Raw genomic sequence first — 17,584 nt, forward strand, 5'->3', positions numbered from 1 at the left:
ATGCGGCGGCAGCAGCAGCAGGCACGCGCAATGCATCAGCAAATGGGGACGGACCTTGCCATTTCAAGCCCTGGCAACGGTGCGATCGTTCTCGCTGGCTGCGTCGGTTAGGCATCGATGCGCAGGCAATCGATCCCGAACACTTCAACTTTCGATGCTCAGATACTCGACGTGGAGTACTTCGACCTCGCGCAAGCCGGCGGGGCTCTGAAAACGTACCGTATCACCTGCCCGAGATTTGAGCAGCGCACGTGCCAGTGGCGACACCCAACTGATGCGTCCGCGTGCGAAGTCGGTTTCGTCGACGCCGACGATCTGGTAGGTGCTTTCAAGCCCCTGCTGGTCGCAGATAGTCACCGTTGCGCCAAAGAAGACCTGCTCGGTATGCGCACGCATCAGCGGATCGACAATTTCGGCGAGATCGAGGCGTTTGGTCAGAAAGCGGATGCGTCGATCGATCTCGCGCAGCCGCCGCTTGCCATAAATGTAGTCGGCGTTTTCGGAGCGGTCGCCGTTTGCTGCAGCCCATTGCACCACGGACACGACCTGCGGGCGCTCGACGCGCAACAACTGCTCGAGTTCCGCGCGGATGCGTGCGTGCCCGCCCGGGGTGATGTAGTTGCGAGTTCCTTCCGGCAACTGCAGTGCGGGATCAGTAGCCGATATTGAAAGCGGCAACATCGATGCGCACGGTATCGCGCCCCAGGGCGAGCGCCGTGTAGCGGGCAAAACGAGTCGCCCAGTCCTTGCCGTCGATGAAGCGCTGCTCGCCGCCGTAGCGGGCGACATTAAGAATCTTGTCGATAATCAACACTTTTCCCATTGGATTGCTGGGTTCGCATTCGAGATCGGCGAACTCCTTGTCAAACCAGCGGCGTGCTTCTTCGGGAGAACCGACGGCAAGTTCGGTATGGGAGAACTTGAACTCGTACTGCCTCTCCCGCCCAAACGAAACGATAATGTGGTAAACCATCTGCCTCCTCTCGGGGGTGTCTCAAGGTTACAATTGCATCCTCTATTCTATTCGCAAAAGCGCCCCATGCTGCAAGTCCCGAACGCGCGCAGCGAGTTTATTGATGGCGACAATCATCGCGTCGCCGTTGTTTTTTGTCCTGGGCGCGCCTACCATAGCTCCTGAGCTGCCGCTGCATCGTCGCCACCTTACCCGCAGCCGTGATCGCCTGGCGGATGCGCAGTACCTTGCTCACCGTCGTTCCTGGCATGCTCGCCCGCGGGGCGCTGCAGACCTTGCCCGGCTCGTCCGATTCACAAAAACTGGGGATATCGCCGATCATGCTGACCGAAGAACAGATCACCGAAAACCGTGCCACCCTGCATGAACTGCAGATCGAACATCACGATCTCAATCAGGTGATCGATCACCTGATGCAGAACCCGCCACCCGACGACCTCCTGATCCGGCGGCTCAAGAAACGCAAGTTGCTGCTCAAGGATCGCATCACCCTTCTCGAGCACCTGATCGAGCCGGAAGACCGGGCCTGATCAGACGATCCGTCAAGCATGACGGACAAGGCCGCATGGAACTGACTGTCGCCGGCCACCGCTGCCGCCTGGGCACTGGCGGCAGACCTTTCGACCCGGCGAACTCGCGCTGGCCACCGCTGCTGCTGATCCACGGTGCCGCCAATGATCGCGACGCCTGGCTGCAGGTCGCCGGCGCTCTGGCCACTGCCGGCTGCGCCGTCCTGGTTCCCGACCTGCCAGGGCACGGCCTCTCCAGCGGACCACCCTTGCGCAGCATCGAGGCTCTCGCCGACTGGCTGCCGCGGCTGCTCGATGCCGCCGCTGTCGAACAGGCCATTCTGGTCGGGCACTCGATGGGCTCGCTGATTGCTCTCGAGTGTGCCGCGCGCCATCCGCAACGCGTGCACCGGCTGGCGCTGCTCGGTACGTCGGCACCGATGCCGGTCGCCGAGGCCTTGCTCAGCCGTGCCGTAGCCCATCCCGACCGCGTCCTTCGAATGATGAACGAGTATTCTCTGACCCAGCAGTTCCAACTCACCGGCGGCACCGGTCACGGCATCTGGGGACCCGGCGTGACGCTGGCGATCATGCGCCGCAGCCCGCCGGGCACGCTGGCGATCGACCTCGCCAACTGCAACCATTATGCGCGCGGCCTCGAAGCCGCTGCCGAGGTCGCTTGCCCGACGCTGTTGCTGGTCGCGCGCCGCGACCGCATGACGCCACGCCGCAACCTGCCAGCGCTGCAATCGGCTCTGCGTCAGGTGCTGCGCGCCGAGATTCCCGACTGCGGGCACGCCATGATGAACGAACAGCCGCAAGCGGTCGTCGAGCAGCTCCTGAGCTTCCTCGCCCGCCCGGCGGACGCCAGCCGCTAACGCTTCTCGGCACCCGAGCGCGCCAGCACGACGACCGCGGCGAGGATGATCGCACCACCGGCGATCTGCCAACTGCCGATCGCCTCGCCAAGAAAGATCGCTGCCAGGATCACCGTGACCACCGGTTCGAGCGTCGACAGCGTCGCCGCATCGGCTGCACCCAGCCGCGCCATGCCGGCAAAGAAGGTGATCATCGCCACCACCGTCGAGAACAGCGCGATGCCGCCGACGGCCGCCCAGGCCACCGGCGATGCCGGGAAAGCCGCGCCGCGCGACAGCACGATCAGCCCGTACACCGCCGCCGCCGCGAGCATGATCACCGTTGCCGACGGCATCGCCCCGACCAGCGGCGTGACGCGCTCGCCGACCAGGATATAGACCGAGTAGATCAACGCCGCCCCGATCCCGAGCAGAATGCCGAAAACACTGCCGGCGAGGCTGCCGCCGACGGCGAGACCGGTACCGAACAGCGCCGCCGCCACTGCCAACAGGCGCAGCAGCGACAGCCGCCGCCGCGCCAGCAGCGCCGACAGTACGGTGACGATCGCCGGATAGAGGTAAAGCAGCAGCGCCGTCAGTCCGGCCGTCGCATACTGCAGGGCGGCGAAGTAGCAGAACGACTGAGCGACGTAGCCGACCCCGCCCATCGCCACCAGCAGCAGCAGATTGCGGCCGCGCGGCCACACCATACCGCGTACGCGCATCAGCACGGCCATCATCAGACCGGCCAGCGCGAAACGCAGGAACAACATGCTTGGCAAATCGACACTCTCGGCGTAAGCCAGCTTGGCGAAGATCGGCATGGCTCCGAAACCTGCCGCCGAAGCGACGATGCAGACGAAACCGCCAAGGCGCGTGCCTGTGCCAGGAACAGCTGGAACCATCAAGGGAACTCGGAAACATTGCCGCCGTGGCAGCGCGGGTGAAAGAATCCGGACAGTCCGCGAAGCCTGCCGGTACTGCGGAAGATGCATGATGACATAAGCCTTGCCGAGAACCTATACTCAGATCAGGCGGCAGGCCGCAATCACCGGCTCGTAAGCGCCGAGTGCAGGGTAAGTCTTGCAGCCCGCTGCGGATCGTCCTGCGCCGCCAGTACCGTTCTTGGGAGATCGTGATGTCCGAAAATACGCATCCACCTGCACCGAACCTGGCAGCGACCCCTTGGCAATCGCCACAGCAGCGGCGACGTTTCGCTGCGCCGTGGCGGACACTCTTGTCCGCGCTGCTCTTCGCCACCAACGCTGCCGGAACTGACGACATGGACTACAACCGTGCGCGAACGCGCATGGTCGCAGAGCAGTTGAGCGCCAGCACGCGCGGCATCAGCAATCCCGCGGTGCTCCAGGCGATGGCCACAGTGCCACGGCATGAGTTCGTTCCGGCAAACCTCAGGCACTACGCCTACGACGACCGGCCACTGCCGATCGGCTATGCCCAGACCATCTCGCAGCCCTACGTGGTTGCCTTCATGACCGAGAAGCTGGAACCACAAGCAAACGACCGGGTGCTGGAGATCGGTACCGGCTCGGGTTACCAGGCGGCAATCCTGGCGGGTCTGGTACGCGCCGTGTACAGCATCGAAATCGTCGAGCCGCTGGCCGTCCGGGCGCAGGCCGATCTGGCCAGACTTGGCTACGGCAATGTCAGCGTGCGGCACGGCGATGGTTACCTGGGCTGGCCGGAGGCAGCGCCTTTCGACGCGATCATCGTCACCTGCGCCCCCGATCACGTGCCGAAGCCGCTGATCGACCAGCTCAGGGAGGGCGGCCGCATGGTCATTCCAGTCGGAGAACTCGATGATCAGAACCTGTATCTGCTGCGGAAACGGGGAAAGACGCTGCAGCGCGAAGCCATCCTGCCAGTGCGCTTCGTACCGATGACCGGCACCGCCAGCCGCCGCTAGTCATCGTCATCGACATTCTGTCGCTCCGGAGTGCTGCAACTGGTTATCGCCGTAGAACTCCCCACGACGGCGTCGAGCACCCCTCATTCGAGCTCGCGCAGCCGCCCGACCGCTTCCTCGACGCGTCGCACGGCGATCACTTCGATGCCGCCGATCGCCTGCCTCGACTGGTTGGCTTCGGGAATCAGCGCGCGCGTGAAGCCGAGTTTGGCGGCCTCCCGGAGGCGCTCCTGGCCACGCGGCGCCGGGCGGATTTCGCCGGCCAGGCCCACTTCTCCAAAGACCACGAGTTTGGCCGGCAAGGCGCGGTTTTGCAGCGACGAGACGATCGCCAGCAGCACCGCGAGGTCGGCCGCGGGTTCGCCGATCTTGACGCCGCCGACGGCATTGACGAAAACGTCCTGATCGAAGCAGACGATGCCGGCGTGGCGGTGCAGGACCGCCAGCAGCATCGCCAGTCGCTGCGCGTCCAGCCCGACCGTCAGGCGGCGCGGGTTGCCGTGCGCCTGATCGACCAGCGCCTGAATCTCGACCAGCAGCGGTCGCGTGCCTTCCTGGGTGACCAGCACGCAGGAGCCGGGAACATCGCTGCCGTGTGGTGACAGAAAAATCGCCGAAGGATTGCTCACCCCCTTCAGTCCACGGTCGGTCATGGCAAAGACGCCGATTTCGTTGACCGCCCCATAGCGGTTCTTGACCGCCCGGATCAGGCGGAAGCTCGAGTGCGTGTCCCCCTCGAAATAGAGGACGGTATCCACGATGTGTTCGAGGACGCGCGGCCCGGCCAGCGCGCCCTCTTTGGTGACGTGGCCGACCAGAATCACCGTGATGCCGGTCTGTTTGGCCAGGCGGGTGAGCTGCGCCGCGCATTCGCGCACCTGCGCGACCGATCCCGGTGCCGAACTGAGCTGCTCCGACCACAGCGTCTGGATCGAATCGATCACCGCCACCTGCGGCTGCGCAGACTGCAGCGTGGCGAGGATCTTCTCCAGATGGATTTCCGCCAGCAGTTTCAGTTTGCCGGTGTCGAGCGCCAGCCGCCGCGCGCGCATCGCCACCTGCTGGCCGGACTCCTCGCCGCTGACATAGAGCACCTGCTGTGTCGCCGACAGGGCCGCCAGCGCCTGCAACAACAGCGTGCTCTTGCCGATTCCCGGATCGCCGCCGATCAGCACGACGCCCCCGCTGACCAGCCCGCCTCCGAGCGCCCGATCGAACTCGTCGATGCCGGTCGGCAGCCGGTCCGCTTCGCGCGTTTCGATCTCGGAAAGCGTCTGCAGTCCAGCGGTGCCGCCGAGGGCGGCAAAACGCCGCTGGCTGCCGGTAGCCGCCGGCGTTTCGGCAATCGTCTCGAGCAGCGTATTCCAGACCCCGCAAGCGGGGCACTGTCCTTGCCACTTGCCGGTGCTGGCGCCGCACTCGCTGCAGGTGAAAACGGTTTTGGGAGGGTTCCCCGGCCGCGCCATGCTCAGATTTCGACCACAGGGACGCGCCGTGCCAGTGCACAGAACAGCTCGTAGCTGATGGTCTGTGCAGCCGCCGCCACCGCATCGGCCGGCAGACCCTCGCCCCAGAGGACCACCGGGCTGCCGACTCCGGTGCCCGGCAGATCGGTCAGATCGCAGGCGAGCATGTCCATCGACACTCGACCGAGCGTCTGCGTCTGCTGACCGGCAACGAGAATCGGCGTGCCGCTGGGCGCATGGCGTGGATAACCGTCGGCGTAACCGCAGGCGACGACGCCGACGCGCGTCGGCCGCTGCGCGACAAAGGTGCCGCCGTAACCGACGCGCTCGCCGACGCCGATTTCCTGCACCGCCAGAATCCGGCTGTGCAGCGTCATCACTGGCTTGAGGTCGAGGTTGGCGGCCTCCTGATCGGCGAACGGGCTGCCGCCATAGAGCATGATCCCGGGCCGTACCCAGGCATACGCGGTCTGGGGGTAACGCAGGATGGCGGCCGAGTTGGCGACCGAGACCGGCAGGCTTGCGGCTTCCGGCCAATCGGCGAGCATCTGGGCAAAGCGTTCGAGCTGCCAGTTGATGCAGCGCTCACCGCCGACCGCGTCGGCTTCGGCAAAGTGCGTCATCAAGGTCACTGGGGCAGGGGCAGGAGCCGCCGCCGCAGCCAGCGCCGTCAGTTCGCGGCGCGCGGCCGGAATCTGCCCGCCGGAGAGGCCGAGGCGATGCATGCCGCTGTCGAGCTTGAGGTAGATCGGCAGGGGGACCGGCAGGGCGGCGTGGCGCAGCATCTGCAACTGTTCGAGGCGATGAATGACCACGCTCAGCCCATACGTCGCACAGATTTCCAGATCGGCCGCCGTGAAGAAACCTTCGAGCAGGAGAATCGGCTGACGGATACCGGCCTCGCGCAGGATGATCGCTTCATCGAGGTCGAGCAGGGCGAAACCGTCGGCAACCTCGCCGAGCGCTGCCGCCGCACGCAGCAGGCCATGCCCGTAGGCATTGGCCTTGACCACCGCCCAGGCCCTGGCCGAACCGGCGTGCCTTTTCGCCACCAGGTAGTTGTGACGCAGCGCCGCCAGATCGATGCGGGCTTCAATCGGGCGCGGCATCAGGCAGACAGCTCGCGCAGCTTGTTCCTGGCGAAGTCGACGAAGGTGAGGACCACCCTGGAACGGAAGCGCTCTTTCGGGTAGACCAGTGACAAGGTACGCTTCAGTCGCGGCCGCAACGGAACGGCGACGAGCGTTCCCAGCTGCCGTTCCTTCTCGAAACTCGCCCGCGACACGATCGAGTAGCCCAGACCGGTCGCCACCACGCCCTTCAAGGATTCCGGACTCGACAACTCCATCAGCATCCTGAGTTTCTCGGGATCGACGCCACAAGCCCGAAAATAGTCGTCGGTGACTTCGCGGGTGCCCGAACCCGGTTCACGCGCGATGTAGTCGTACCCCAGCAGGCTGCGCGCATCGACATCGCTACGCCTGGAGAGGGGATGATTGGGCGTGCACACCACCTGCAGTTCATCATCGCCACAGACTTCGCACTGCAGGCTGGCATGATTGGTTTGTGATTCGATCAGGCCGATGTCGAGGGTGTGGGCGGCGATGGCGTTGCTGATCGATTCCGAGTTGGCGACGGTCAGCCGCGCGCGCACCAGCGGATAACGGACGTTGAATTCGCCAAGGATCGGTGGCAGCATGAACTCGGCAATCGTCGTGCTCGCCCCGACCAGCAGGTTGCCGCTCATCTGCCCCGTCATCTCGGCGACGCGCACGTCGAGTTCCTTGGACATTCCAAGGATGCGCTCCGCGTAGTCGAGCACCAGTTCTCCGGCCGGCGTCAGCGAGATTCGCCCGCCGCCGCGCTCGAAGAGACGGGTGTTGAAGTGTTCCTCGAGTTGCTTGATCTGAAAGGTCACGGCCGGTTGCGTCATGTACAGCGTCTCGCCAGCCTTGGTAAAGGAAAGGTGTCTGGCCACCGCGTGAAATACCTGTAATCGACGATCTGCCACCGGCCATCTCTCCTTTTTCCCTTAAACCAGATTCAAACACAAAACTGCCCGGCGGGCCAGCGTTGTGGCCGCCGAATTCCTCGCTGCTGGCTGCCAGCGGTGCTAACAAGTTGGCGTCTTTCATGGTATAAGGCCAACACCTAATCACAGGGGCATCATCATTTCCAATGCCTTTCGGCTTTTACATCATCATGGCTGCGCAGTTTTTTTCAGCGCTGGCCGACAATGCCCTGCTCATCGTCGCCATCTCGATCCTGCGCGAAATGCACGCACCGAGCGAGTACGAGCCGCTGCTCAAGACCTTCTTCACGGTCTCCTATGTCGCGCTCGCGGCTTTCGTCGGCGGCTTTGCCGACTCGATGCCGAAGTGGCGGGTGATGTTCATCAGCAACGGGATCAAGATCTTCGGCTGCGCGATGATGTTCTGGGATGTTCACCCCTTGCTGGCCTATGCCGTCGTCGGTCTCGGGGCGGCCGCCTACTCGCCGGCCAAGTATGGCATCCTCACCGAATACCTGCCGCACCGTCTGCTGGTGGTCGCCAATGGCTGGATCGAGGGGCTGACGGTCGGTGCGATCATCCTCGGCGTCGTCGTCGGCGGCACGCTGATCCAGCCGGAGGTCGCCTACAGCCTGCTCGCCCTCGATTTTCCGGTCATTGATACCGGCGTCGATACCATCGGCGAAATGTCGCTCTGCTTTGTCGCCGTTTTCTACCTGCTCGCGGCACTGTTCAACCTCTATATTCCCGACACCGGCGTCGATCACCGTGTGCTGCACAAGAACCCCTGGTATCTGCTGCGCGAGTTCAATCATTGCCTGGCTCTGCTCTGGCGCGACCGCCTGGGCCAAGTGTCGCTGGCGGTGACCACCCTGTTCTGGGGCGCCGGCGCCACCCTCCAGTTCATCGTCATCAAATGGGCCGAAACTGCGCTCCATCTCGGCCTCTCGAAATCGAGCATGCTGCAGGGCGTGGTCGCCGTCGGTGTGGCGCTGGGTGCCGCCGGCGCGGCGAGAATGATCACCCTGCGCAAGTCGGTGCGCGTGATTCCGCTCGGCATCGCCATGGGGATCATCGTCCTGGTGATGAACTTTGTCCATCACCTGTGGCTGGCGATTCCCCTGCTGGTCCTGATCGGCGCGCTCTCCGGCTTCTTCGTGGTGCCGATGAATGCGCTACTGCAGCACCGCGGCCATATCCTGATGGGTGCCGGACATTCGATTGCCGTCCAGAACTTCAACGAGAATCTGTCGATCCTGGCCATGACCGGTCTGTATTTCCTGATGATGCGCGCCAACATTTCGATTTATCTGGTGATTTCCCTGTTCGGCATGTTCGTCAGTGGGGCGATGTGGCTCGTCAAGGGCCGCCATGAAGCCAACCAGGAGATCCGGGATGATGTCAGTCAGCTCGACGACAGTTCGCTCTGAACTGACACGAGCAATCCTCTGCTGCTTGAGTCATGAACAAAAACCGCTATACTGTGCATATTTCATGCATAAAAAGCCCTGATCATGTCAAAAATCACCATCGACCGTTACGATCTTGCATTGCTCGACGCATTGCAGCGCAAGGGCAACGCCACCAATGCGACGCTCGGCGAACAGATCCGTCTTTCCGCGTCACAGATCAGTCGCCGCATCCAGCGGCTCGAGGAGGATGGCATCATCGCCGGCTACGTCGCGCTGCTTGCCCCCACGGCACTGGGCCTGGGGGTCACTGCTTTTGCCCAGGTGATCCTCGAACGCCACAACGATGCAGCCAGCGAGGCCTTTGAAAACGCCATCGCGGCGATGCCGGAAGTCATCGACTGCTTCTCCGTCAGCGGCGACGCCGATTACATGTTGCGAATCGTGGTTCCTGATCTGGCAGTGTTTTCCCAATTGATGATGAAGCGCCTGCTGTGCCTGCCCGGCGTTGCCCGCATCAAGACCAGCATTGCCCTGCAAACGGTCAAGCAGACGCATGTCCTGCCTCTCGATCACCTCACCCAGCCGAGCAAGCCACGCCAGCGCGTGCGTTATGCCGAAAGTTGATCCCTCACCCCTTGGCATGCTCTCCCGCCTGCCGGGGAGGGCAGGACTCGTGAGTCGCAGGCACGACTTTCAGATTACAGCACCAGCGGAGCATTGGGTAACTCGTTGGGCTTTTCGCCTGTGGCAGCGAAGTGTTCAGCCAGCGCTGCGGTGATCGTGCGCAATGCGAGCAGCGTACCGCCCTCGAAATCCCCGCTCCGGAAAGCGTTTTCCATGTGGCGGCAGACGCGGTCCCAGAATTCCTGGCCAACACAGGCGTTGATGCCGCGGTCAGCGACGATTTCCACACGCCGATCGATCAACTGCAGATAGATCAGCACGCCGCTGTTCTCCTCGGTGTCCCATACCCGTAACTGCGAAAACAGTTCGATCGCCCGCGCCCGTGCCGACTGGCCGCGCCACAGGCAGGACAGGGGCAGGTTGGCTTCGACCAGCACGCGCAACTCGCCACGATGCGTCGATTCCGAGGCAGCAACCGCCCGCTCGATTCGCTGCAACGATGCTGCGGGAAGCGCGCGCAACACCCACCAGTGCGGCAGCACCAGATGGCGGAAAATTCTCTGCAATCGCATCACCAGTCTCCCGAAGCCCCGCCGCCGCCGAAGCTGCCGCCGCCTCCCGAAAAGCCCCCGGAGTTGCTCCCGCCACCACCGCCCCAGGAAATGCCGCCGGATGACCAGCCGGTGCCACCCCGCATGCCGAGAAACAGTGAAATGATGGCGGCCACCACCCCCAGAACGGCGGCGATCAGCACCGACGAGATGAGCATCGCAGCGATCACCCCGGCGGCGACACCGACCATGCCAGCCGCCAGAAAACGCCCGAAAATGGCTCGCAGGACGCCGCCAACTACAAATACCAGGACGAAACCGATCAACAGCAGCATCTCGAAATGATCGTCTACATCGGCACGCCGAGCGCCATCGACGCGTGCCGCAGGCGGCAGCGCTTCACCGGCGATCACCTGCATCATCGCGTCGACCCCGGCATCAATGCCGCCATAGAAATCCCCCTTTTTGAAACGCGGGCTGATCGTCTCGCTGATGATTCGCTTCGCGGTTGCATCGTTGAGCGCGCCTTCCAGACCGTAGCCCACTTCGATGCGAAGTTTCCGGTCGTTCTTGGCGACCAGCAGCAGCGCGCCGTCATCGATGCCGCGGCGACCCAGTTTCCAGGACTCGACGACGCGCAGCGCGTATTGCTCGATACTTTCCGGCTGCACCGTCGGAACGATCAGGACGGCGATCTGTGACCCTTTCGCGTGCTCGAAAGCGGCCAGCTTGGCGTCGATCCGCTCGCGCTGCCCAGCGGCAAGCGTGCTCGTCAGATCGGTCACCCGCGCCGCCAGCCGTGGAATCGCCTGCTGCTCGTCGGCGCCGGCGATGCCTGCGCCGACGAGCAGCAGCAGGCTCAACAGCCAGGCCGCAAGGCGGGCAGGGAGGAACGGCACGGCCTAGTAACCGGGCGCCGGTGAAGGCCTGCCGGCGTCTGTCGGCGCTGCGGCGGCAGGCGACGCCGGTGCTGGTCTGGCGAAGTCAACCTTCGGCGCCGTCGAGATCGCCTTCTCGTTCTCGACACTGAAATTCGGTTTCACGGTGTAGCCGAAGAGCATCGCCGTGAGATTGTTCGGAAAGGTACGCACCGAAACGTTGTAGCCCTCGACGGCCTTGATGTAACGGTTACGGGCCACGGTGATCCGGTTCTCGGTGCCTTCGAGTTGTGCCTGCAAGTCGCGGAAAGCGGCATCGGCCTTCAACTGCGGATAGTTTTCGGAAACCACCAGCAGACGTGACAGGGCACTGGTGAGACCGGCCTGCGCCTGCTGGAACTTGGCAAAGGCCTCGGGATTATTGACCAGTTCCGGCGTTGCCTGGATCGCACCCACCCGCGCGCGTGCCTGCGTGACCTGGGTCAGCACATCCTTTTCGTGACTGGCATAGCCCTGCACGGTGGCCACTAGGTTCGGTACCAGGTCGGCTCGCCGCTGATACTGGTTGAGCACTTCGGACCAGGCCGACTTGATCGCTTCGTCGCCGGTCTGAAAGGTATTGTAGCCGCAGCCGGAGAGCAGCCCGGCAAGCAGTACCAGGAGGGTCAGGAGGGTCGGAATTCGCAGTCGCATGACATTTTCCTTGATGAGGGATGAACAGGGTACAGCCCAGTTGGCGACTTTCGCTGATTTCTCAAGAGGGCGCAAGCCGCACCAGCGGGCTAGGCAGGCGAGGAACCGGCGGTTTGCGCTGCAGCGGTCTTCGCTGCACGCATCAGCGCGCGCGCGCGGCACAGATCCTCCCAGGCCTTGGCCTTGTCCGGCAGGGTGCGCAACAGGTAAGCCGGATGGTAGGTCACCACCACCGGGATGGTGCTCCCGCCGCCCTGCGGCGCAGGATACGCGAAGGTCTTGCCGCGCAGGCTGGCCAGCGAACCGAGTTCACCGAGCAGCGCATGCGCCGCTGCGCGGCCCAGCAGAACAATCAGTCGCGGCTGGATCAGCGCAATCTGTCGCCGCAGATAGGGTGCGCAGGTCGCGATCTCGGCGGCCTCCGGGGTTCGATTGTTGGGCGGACGACACTTCACGGCATTGGCGATGTAGACATCCTCGCCACGCTGCAGGTCGATCGCCGCGAGCATCGCATCGAGCAGTTTTCCAGCAGGGCCGACGAAAGGCTCGCCACGCGCGTCTTCTTCCGCCCCCGGTCCCTCGCCGATGAACAGCCAGTCGGCGGCGACATCGCCAACGCCGAGCACTGCCTGCCGCCTCTGCTGGCAAAGCGCGCAGGCCCGGCAGGCGGCAACGCTGTGCTGTAATTGCTCCCAGGACATGCCGGCGATGTCCTGCGGCCGCGCTGAGGCAGGGGCAGCGGTCGGCGCCAGATCGGTGACTGCGGCGGGCGTAGCGATCGCGTTTGGCGCTTCAGGACGCCGTTCGGCTGGAGTGATTGCCGGCACACCCGGCGTCGGCAGCGTCACCGCGCGCTGCTCGCGCAACTGCCACTGCGGCGACAGGCCGATCTCGCGCAGCAGTTGGGCACGTGTCAATGGCCCACCGGCCGGCTTCCTGGCGATCATTGGGCCACCTCTGCCAGCGCCAGCCGCATCACCAGCGCATCCTCGGATCCCTTTTCTGCCGGGTAGTAGCCGCGTCGCACGCCGATCTGTTGAAAGCCGAAATGCCGATAGATCGTCAGTGCCGGCACGTTCGACGGACGCACCTCGAGCAGGATGCTGGTTGCCCCCGCCAGCTGCGCCAGGCGCATGGCGTGGCGCAACAGGCGGGCACCAAAACCCATTCCCTGGCGCTTCCCGGCGACACTGATGTTGAGCAGGTGTGCCTCGTCCACGGCCATCATCAGCACATAGTAGCCCACCAGTTCGTCGGCGAAACGACACCCCCAGACACTGTAGCCGCAAGCGATCGAATCGATGAAATTGGTCCGCGTCCAGGGAAACGGGTAGACGCGATTTTCAATCTCGACGATCTCGTCGAGGTCGGCAGGGTGCATCGGCAGCATCGACAGCCGCGGTGCGAGCACGGCGCTCACGCTTTCCCTCCCGTGGCCAGGCGCTCGGCAACCGTCAGCGCGACCTTGTTGCGAATGTACAGCGGCGCTGCTGCAGCCGCATCGATACCCTCAGCGCGCGCCAGGCGTGGCGCGGCGAGACAGGCAACGGCATCGGCAGCAGGCATCAGTTCGGGTTGCCATCGGTGTACGCAGCCGGCCAGCCGCGCACGCAGCAAGGGATAGGCGGCGAGGCCATTACCGCAAGCCAGCCAACCAGCCGAGTCGGGAAGCGGCAAGGCCGATGGCTGGCAGACCACCACCTCGCCGAGTGGTAAGGCCCTTGAAAACCGGCCGTAATAGACCTCACCCATGCGCGCGTCGAGCACCACCAGTACCTGTTCCCCGCCACTGGCCAGCGCCATGGCATCGAGGGTGCCGACTGGAATGACCGGTAGCTGATGGGCGAAAGCCAGACCCTGGGCGACGCCGCAAGCGACCCGCAGACCGGTAAAAGAGCCGGGACCGGCAGCAAAAGCGACTCCGTGCAGGTCGGCAAAGCCAAGCTCGGCTTCGCAGAGCGTTGCGCAGATCAGCGGCAGCAGCGTTTCCGAATGCGCAATGCCGACCGGGCAGAAACGCCGCAACACGACGCCATCACACCAGAGGGCAATGGAGCCGAGATCAGTCGAGGTTTCGATGGCCAGCAGATTCATGCGTCTATTCTACCCGTCCTGCTCGCCGCCGTCGCCATCCGGCTCCGGCTCGCGCGCTGCCCCCCCATCCGCAGGGAAGTGTTCCGGATCTTCCCCCTGACGTAGCAGGATTCGACGCCCAATAACGCTGCCGACGTGGTCGGCCAACGCCTTTCCCGCTACAATGACAAGGCCTTCAGAAGACGCGCCGAGAGCACGTCCACCTCACAACCACAGCATAGAAAGTGCCGCAATGAAAGTACTCCTATTGACGCGCGAATATCCTCCCCACGTCTACGGCGGAGCCGGTGTTCACGTCGAGTATCTGTCTGGCGAACTCGCCAGACTGATGCATGTCGAAGTCCGCTCCTTTGGCGACCAGGACACGGTCAGCAGTGATGGCGTGCGAATCAAGGGCTACCCTTTCGGCAAGGGAAGTTTCGCGCATGTCGACAAGAAGCTCAGCGGTGCGCTGGATACCTTCGAAACCAACCTCGAAACGCTGAGCGACCAGGTCGACGCTGATCTGGTGCATGTACACACCTGGTACGCGCACTTTGGCGGTATCCTGGCAAAAACCCTCTATGGCATTCCGCTGGTGCATACGGTGCATTCGCTGGAACCGCTGCGCCCGTGGAAACGCGAGCAGCTCGGCTGTGGCTATGACATGTCGTCCTGGATCGAACGGACCTCGCTGAGCATGGCAGACGCAGTGATCGCCGTATCGGAGGGAACCAAGGCCGACATCCTCGAGCATTTCGACATCGACCCGGCGAAGATCACGGTGATCTACAACGGCATCAACGTCGACCAGTACCATCCGACCGACGAAACCGCTGCCCTCGAAAAGTACGGGGTCGACCCCGACAAGCCGATTGTCCTCTTCGTCGGCCGGATCACGCGTCAGAAAGGCATCGTCCACCTGGTCAATGCCATCCATTACATCAACCCCGACGCGCAGGTCGTCCTCTGCGCCGGCGCACCCGATACCCCCGAAATCCTGGCCGAGATGAAGGCCGCGGTCAAGCGTGTCCGCCAGGAGGGTTTCAAGAACCTGATCTGGATACAGGAGATGGTGAGCAAGGACGAGGCGATCCAGCTCTATTCGCATGCCACGGTGTTCTGCTGCCCGTCGATCTACGAGCCTTTCGGGATCATCAACCTCGAAGCCATGGCCTGCCGCACCGCAGTCGTGGCGAGTGCCGTCGGTGGTATCAAGGAGGTCGTCATCGATGGCGTCACCGGCTATCTGGTGCCGCTGGAGCAACTGCACGTGGCTCCCTTCGAGCCAGTGGATCCGGATGTCTTTTCACGCGATCTGGCGGCTGCGATCAACAAGATTCTCGACAACCCGGAACTCGCCGAATCAATGGCCGCAGCAGGCCAGCAGCGTGCACGCGATGTCTTCAGCTGGTCGAGCATCGCGCAGCAAACGAAGCAACTCTACGATTCGCTGCTGAAGTGATGCCGGCGGGTGTCGACGGCAGCCGCGACATCGGCTTGCTTCCGTCGGCCTGCGCGCTGTTGGCGCGCACCGGTCTTCACCTACAGATTCCACTCTTCCGGCCAGGCCGGATCAGGATTTAGGAGCAGAATGATGATGATTCCCAAAGAATACCCTCGTGTGATCATCGAAGCGGTCGAGCCGCAAGTGGTCGGTGGCCGTTTCCCCATCAAGCGCGTCGTCGGCGAGAAGGTTACCGTCAGCGCCGACATCTACAAGGAAGGCCATGACAAACTGGCGGCCGTGCTCAAGGCGCGCCAGGTCGGTGACAAGGAATGGCAGGAAAGCGCGATGACGCAGGGCGACAACGACCGCTGGTTCGGTGAGTTTACGGTCACCACGGTCGGTCGCTGGGAGTACACGATCGAGGCGTATGCCGAAAGATATCTGTCGTGGGTGGACGAAATCAGCAAGAAGAGCGTGCCGGGTGCAGACCTCAGGAGCGAACTGCTCGAGGGTCTGGTGATCCTCAAGAAGTCGGCCGCCGTGGCGCAGGGCGAGGATCTCAGCCGCATGCTGGGCATCATCGCGGCCATCGAAACTGCGCTGGCTGCCGGCGAGCAGCGCGGCGCCATCGATCTGGGCATCGGCAAGGTCATGCGCGGCATGATGGCCAGCTACCCCGATCGCAGCGAGGGCCATCAACTGGCGCCAGCGCTGACGATCATGGTCAATCGGCCCATCACCCGTTTTGCCGCCTGGTATGAGTTCTTCCCGCGTTCGCAAGGCAACATGCCGTACCGGCATGGCACCCTGCAGGACAGCATCCGTCGCTTGCACGACATCAAGGCGATGGGTTTCGACGTCGTCTACCTGCCGCCGATCCACCCCATCGGTTACAGTTTTCGCAAGGGCAAGAACAACAGCCTGGTTGCCGTACCAGGCGACGTCGGCAGTCCCTGGGCGATCGGCAACAAACACGGCGGCCACATGGCGCTGGAGCCGCAACTCGGTACCTGGGACGACTGGGACCAGTTTGTCGCCACCTGCCGTGAGTTGGAAATCGAGATTGCGCTCGATTATGTGATGAATTGTTCGCCCGACCATCCTTATGTTGCAGCGCATCCGGAGTGGTTCTTCCATCGTCCCGATGGATCGATCAAGTACGCCGAAAACCCGCCGAAGAAATACCAGGACGTCTACCCGCTCAATTTCGGGACCAGCGACCGCGCCGGGCTGTGGCAGGAAATGCTCAAGATTTTCCTGTTCTGGGTTGGCAAGGGCGTCACCACCTTCCGGGTCGACAATCCGCACACCAAACCGGTACCGTTCTGGGAATGGGTGATCGGCGAAGTGCACCGGCAGCACCCGCAAGTCATCTTTCTGGCCGAAGCCTTCACCAAACCGAAGATGATGCGCTTGTTGGCGAAAGTCGGTTTCGCCCAGTCCTACACCTATTTCACCTGGCGTGACCACAAGCATGACCTGACCGAGTACGTCAGCGAGTTGACCTGCGGCGAGATGAAGGAGTATTTCACCGGCAACTTCTTTGCCAATACGCCGGACATCCTGCCACCGATCCTGCAGTTCGGCGGCCGCCCGGCATTCATCATGCGTGCCGTGCTGGCCGCGACATTGTCAAGCGTCTACGGTATCTACAGTGGCTACGAGCTGTGTGAGAACGAGGCGATTCCCGGCAAGGAGGAGTACCTCGATTCGGAGAAATACGAAATCAAGATGCGCGACTGGAAAGCCCCGGGCAACATCATTGACATCATCACCCGGATCAACCGGATCCGCAAGGAATGCCCCGCCCTGCAAACCTACAATAACGTGCTCTTCCTGAATGCCGACAACCCCAACATCCTCGCCTATGCCAAAATGACCGAAGACCGGTCGGACATTGTCATCTGTGTGGTCAATCTCGACCCCTTCCACTCGCACCACTCGATCCTGCATGTGCCACTGGGCACCTTCGGCATTCCCGAGGACGAGCAGTACCAGGCACACGACCTGCTCTCTGGCGAGCGCTATCGCTGGCATGGTCCGACGGCCTATGTCGAGCTCGCTCCGACCACCAAGATGGCACACATCATCAAGGTCCGGCGCTGGTAGAAAGCAGCTCGCGGTCAGCCAGACCGGCAAGGCGTCGCGCCTGACTTCGGC

At 63.2% G+C, this 17,584-nt stretch carries 19 protein-coding genes; 7 read left to right on the forward strand and 12 right to left on the reverse strand.

Translation table 11 applies throughout. From position 1 onward, the window contains the following. Window positions 1-144: 144 nt before the first annotated feature. Entirely contained in the window at window positions 145-681 is a 537-nt protein-coding gene (gene greB, locus V5B59_RS24530; RefSeq protein WP_034911051.1) for a transcription elongation factor GreB, read from the reverse strand. Further along, window positions 653-973 carry a hypothetical protein gene (locus V5B59_RS24535; protein WP_169070627.1) on the reverse strand — a complete coding sequence of 107 codons (321 nt, stop codon included), beginning with the start codon at window positions 971-973 and terminating at the stop codon, window positions 653-655. Before V5B59_RS24535 ends, greB begins: the two co-directional genes overlap by 29 nt. A gap of 215 nt (window positions 974-1,188) precedes the next feature. Between V5B59_RS24535 and V5B59_RS24540 the strand changes: the two genes are divergently transcribed. Together V5B59_RS24540 and V5B59_RS24545 are read left to right on the forward strand one after the other, a co-directional pair. Continuing rightward, a complete protein-coding gene (locus V5B59_RS24540) occupies window positions 1,189-1,503 on the forward strand; it encodes a DUF465 domain-containing protein (RefSeq protein ID WP_308240129.1) in 315 nt (104 codons plus the stop codon). 35 nt (window positions 1,504-1,538) lie between these two features. Then, window positions 1,539-2,360 (forward strand): alpha/beta fold hydrolase, encoded by an 822-nt coding sequence (locus V5B59_RS24545; RefSeq protein ID WP_034918555.1) that lies wholly within the window; start codon window positions 1,539-1,541, stop codon window positions 2,358-2,360. On the opposite strand, the gene V5B59_RS24550 is transcribed toward V5B59_RS24545, so the two are convergent. Next, window positions 2,357-3,244 (reverse strand): DMT family transporter, encoded by an 888-nt coding sequence (locus V5B59_RS24550; RefSeq protein ID WP_034918558.1) that lies wholly within the window; start codon window positions 3,242-3,244, stop codon window positions 2,357-2,359. The genes V5B59_RS24545 and V5B59_RS24550 overlap by 4 nt on opposite strands. 377 nt (window positions 3,245-3,621) lie before the next feature. Between V5B59_RS24550 and V5B59_RS24555 the strand changes: the two genes are divergently transcribed. Further along, complete coding sequence (locus V5B59_RS24555; RefSeq protein ID WP_248594885.1) at window positions 3,622-4,266, forward strand: protein-L-isoaspartate(D-aspartate) O-methyltransferase; 645 nt, start codon at window positions 3,622-3,624, stop codon at window positions 4,264-4,266. Between the two features lie 83 nt (window positions 4,267-4,349). On the opposite strand, the gene radA is transcribed toward V5B59_RS24555, so the two are convergent. Genes radA through V5B59_RS24570 form a run of 3 tightly spaced genes read right to left on the reverse strand, consistent with a single transcriptional unit; the run spans window position 4,350 to window position 7,743 of the window. After that, window positions 4,350-5,732 carry a DNA repair protein RadA gene (gene radA, locus V5B59_RS24560; protein WP_034918560.1) on the reverse strand — a complete coding sequence of 461 codons (1,383 nt, stop codon included), beginning with the start codon at window positions 5,730-5,732 and terminating at the stop codon, window positions 4,350-4,352. 2 nt (window positions 5,733-5,734) lie between these two features. Beyond that, on the reverse strand, window positions 5,735-6,841 hold the full coding sequence (gene alr / locus V5B59_RS24565; RefSeq protein ID WP_169070625.1) for an alanine racemase: 1,107 nt from the start codon (window positions 6,839-6,841) through the stop codon (window positions 5,735-5,737). Beyond that, complete coding sequence (locus tag V5B59_RS24570) at window positions 6,841-7,743, reverse strand: LysR family transcriptional regulator (protein ID WP_034918562.1); 903 nt, start codon at window positions 7,741-7,743, stop codon at window positions 6,841-6,843. The genes alr and V5B59_RS24570 overlap by 1 nt, the downstream gene beginning before the upstream one ends. Before the next feature lie 167 nt (window positions 7,744-7,910). On the opposite strand from V5B59_RS24570, the gene lplT reads away from it, so the two are divergent. Further along, entirely contained in the window at window positions 7,911-9,173 is a 1,263-nt protein-coding gene (gene lplT, locus V5B59_RS24575) for a lysophospholipid transporter LplT (RefSeq protein WP_288130506.1), read from the forward strand. 84 nt (window positions 9,174-9,257) lie between these two features. Beyond that, window positions 9,258-9,779, forward strand: coding sequence for an Lrp/AsnC family transcriptional regulator (locus V5B59_RS24580; protein ID WP_169070624.1), 522 nt, complete (start codon window positions 9,258-9,260; stop codon window positions 9,777-9,779). Window positions 9,780-9,853: 74 nt separating this feature from the next. Here V5B59_RS24580 and V5B59_RS24585 read toward each other — a convergent pair whose 3' ends face one another. The 6 genes from V5B59_RS24585 to tsaB form a co-directional block, all read right to left on the reverse strand. Beyond that, a complete protein-coding gene (locus V5B59_RS24585; RefSeq protein WP_169070623.1) occupies window positions 9,854-10,351 on the reverse strand; it encodes a TPM domain-containing protein in 498 nt (165 codons plus the stop codon). Continuing rightward, entirely contained in the window at window positions 10,351-11,229 is an 879-nt protein-coding gene (locus tag V5B59_RS24590; protein ID WP_332352443.1) for a TPM domain-containing protein, read from the reverse strand. Before V5B59_RS24590 ends, V5B59_RS24585 begins: the two co-directional genes overlap by 1 nt. A gap of 3 nt (window positions 11,230-11,232) precedes the next feature. Next, window positions 11,233-11,901: a LemA family protein gene (locus V5B59_RS24595; protein ID WP_169070641.1), complete on the reverse strand. Its 669-nt coding sequence runs from the start codon at window positions 11,899-11,901 to the stop codon at window positions 11,233-11,235. A gap of 89 nt (window positions 11,902-11,990) precedes the next feature. Next, window positions 11,991-12,848, reverse strand: coding sequence for a uracil-DNA glycosylase (locus V5B59_RS24600; protein ID WP_332352444.1), 858 nt, complete (start codon window positions 12,846-12,848; stop codon window positions 11,991-11,993). After that, window positions 12,845-13,321 (reverse strand): ribosomal protein S18-alanine N-acetyltransferase, encoded by a 477-nt coding sequence (gene rimI, locus V5B59_RS24605; RefSeq protein ID WP_308240127.1) that lies wholly within the window; start codon window positions 13,319-13,321, stop codon window positions 12,845-12,847. The genes V5B59_RS24600 and rimI overlap by 4 nt, the downstream gene beginning before the upstream one ends. Beyond that, complete coding sequence (gene tsaB / locus V5B59_RS24610; RefSeq protein WP_169070622.1) at window positions 13,318-13,995, reverse strand: tRNA (adenosine(37)-N6)-threonylcarbamoyltransferase complex dimerization subunit type 1 TsaB; 678 nt, start codon at window positions 13,993-13,995, stop codon at window positions 13,318-13,320. The genes rimI and tsaB overlap by 4 nt, the downstream gene beginning before the upstream one ends. Before the next feature lie 232 nt (window positions 13,996-14,227). On the opposite strand from tsaB, the gene glgA reads away from it, so the two are divergent. Both glgA and V5B59_RS24620 read left to right on the forward strand, forming a co-directional pair. Then, window positions 14,228-15,439 (forward strand): glycogen synthase, encoded by a 1,212-nt coding sequence (glgA, locus tag V5B59_RS24615; protein ID WP_169070621.1) that lies wholly within the window; start codon window positions 14,228-14,230, stop codon window positions 15,437-15,439. Between the two features lie 132 nt (window positions 15,440-15,571). Further along, window positions 15,572-17,533: an alpha-1,4-glucan--maltose-1-phosphate maltosyltransferase gene (locus V5B59_RS24620; RefSeq protein ID WP_332352445.1), complete on the forward strand. Its 1,962-nt coding sequence runs from the start codon at window positions 15,572-15,574 to the stop codon at window positions 17,531-17,533. Window positions 17,534-17,584 lie beyond the last annotated feature (51 nt).

This window comes from Candidatus Accumulibacter contiguus (assembly GCF_036625285.1).
Classification (GTDB): domain Bacteria; phylum Pseudomonadota; class Gammaproteobacteria; order Burkholderiales; family Rhodocyclaceae; genus Accumulibacter; species Accumulibacter contiguus.

Bases quoted from the DNA above. Each gene is read 5' to 3' on its own strand.
- greB (WP_034911051.1), bottom strand. From the start codon at position 681: ATGTTGCCGCTTTCAATATCGGCTACTGATCCCGCACTGCAGTTGCCG.
- V5B59_RS24535 (WP_169070627.1), bottom strand. From the start codon at position 973: ATGGTTTACCACATTATCGTTTCGTTTGGGCGGGAGAGGCAGTACGAG.
- V5B59_RS24540 (WP_308240129.1), top strand. From the start codon at position 1,189: ATGCGCAGTACCTTGCTCACCGTCGTTCCTGGCATGCTCGCCCGCGGG.
- V5B59_RS24545 (WP_034918555.1), top strand. From the start codon at position 1,539: ATGGAACTGACTGTCGCCGGCCACCGCTGCCGCCTGGGCACTGGCGGC.
- V5B59_RS24550 (WP_034918558.1), bottom strand. From the start codon at position 3,244: ATGGTTCCAGCTGTTCCTGGCACAGGCACGCGCCTTGGCGGTTTCGTC.
- V5B59_RS24555 (WP_248594885.1), top strand. From the start codon at position 3,622: ATGGACTACAACCGTGCGCGAACGCGCATGGTCGCAGAGCAGTTGAGC.
- radA (WP_034918560.1), bottom strand. From the start codon at position 5,732: ATGGCGCGGCCGGGGAACCCTCCCAAAACCGTTTTCACCTGCAGCGAG.
- alr (WP_169070625.1), bottom strand. From the start codon at position 6,841: ATGCCGCGCCCGATTGAAGCCCGCATCGATCTGGCGGCGCTGCGTCAC.
- lplT (WP_288130506.1), top strand. From the start codon at position 7,911: ATGCCTTTCGGCTTTTACATCATCATGGCTGCGCAGTTTTTTTCAGCG.
- V5B59_RS24580 (WP_169070624.1), top strand. From the start codon at position 9,258: ATGTCAAAAATCACCATCGACCGTTACGATCTTGCATTGCTCGACGCA.
- V5B59_RS24585 (WP_169070623.1), bottom strand. From the start codon at position 10,351: ATGCGATTGCAGAGAATTTTCCGCCATCTGGTGCTGCCGCACTGGTGG.
- V5B59_RS24595 (WP_169070641.1), bottom strand. From the start codon at position 11,901: ATGCGACTGCGAATTCCGACCCTCCTGACCCTCCTGGTACTGCTTGCC.
- V5B59_RS24600 (WP_332352444.1), bottom strand. From the start codon at position 12,848: ATGATCGCCAGGAAGCCGGCCGGTGGGCCATTGACACGTGCCCAACTG.
- tsaB (WP_169070622.1), bottom strand. From the start codon at position 13,995: ATGAATCTGCTGGCCATCGAAACCTCGACTGATCTCGGCTCCATTGCC.
- glgA (WP_169070621.1), top strand. From the start codon at position 14,228: ATGAAAGTACTCCTATTGACGCGCGAATATCCTCCCCACGTCTACGGC.
- V5B59_RS24620 (WP_332352445.1), top strand. From the start codon at position 15,572: ATGATGATTCCCAAAGAATACCCTCGTGTGATCATCGAAGCGGTCGAG.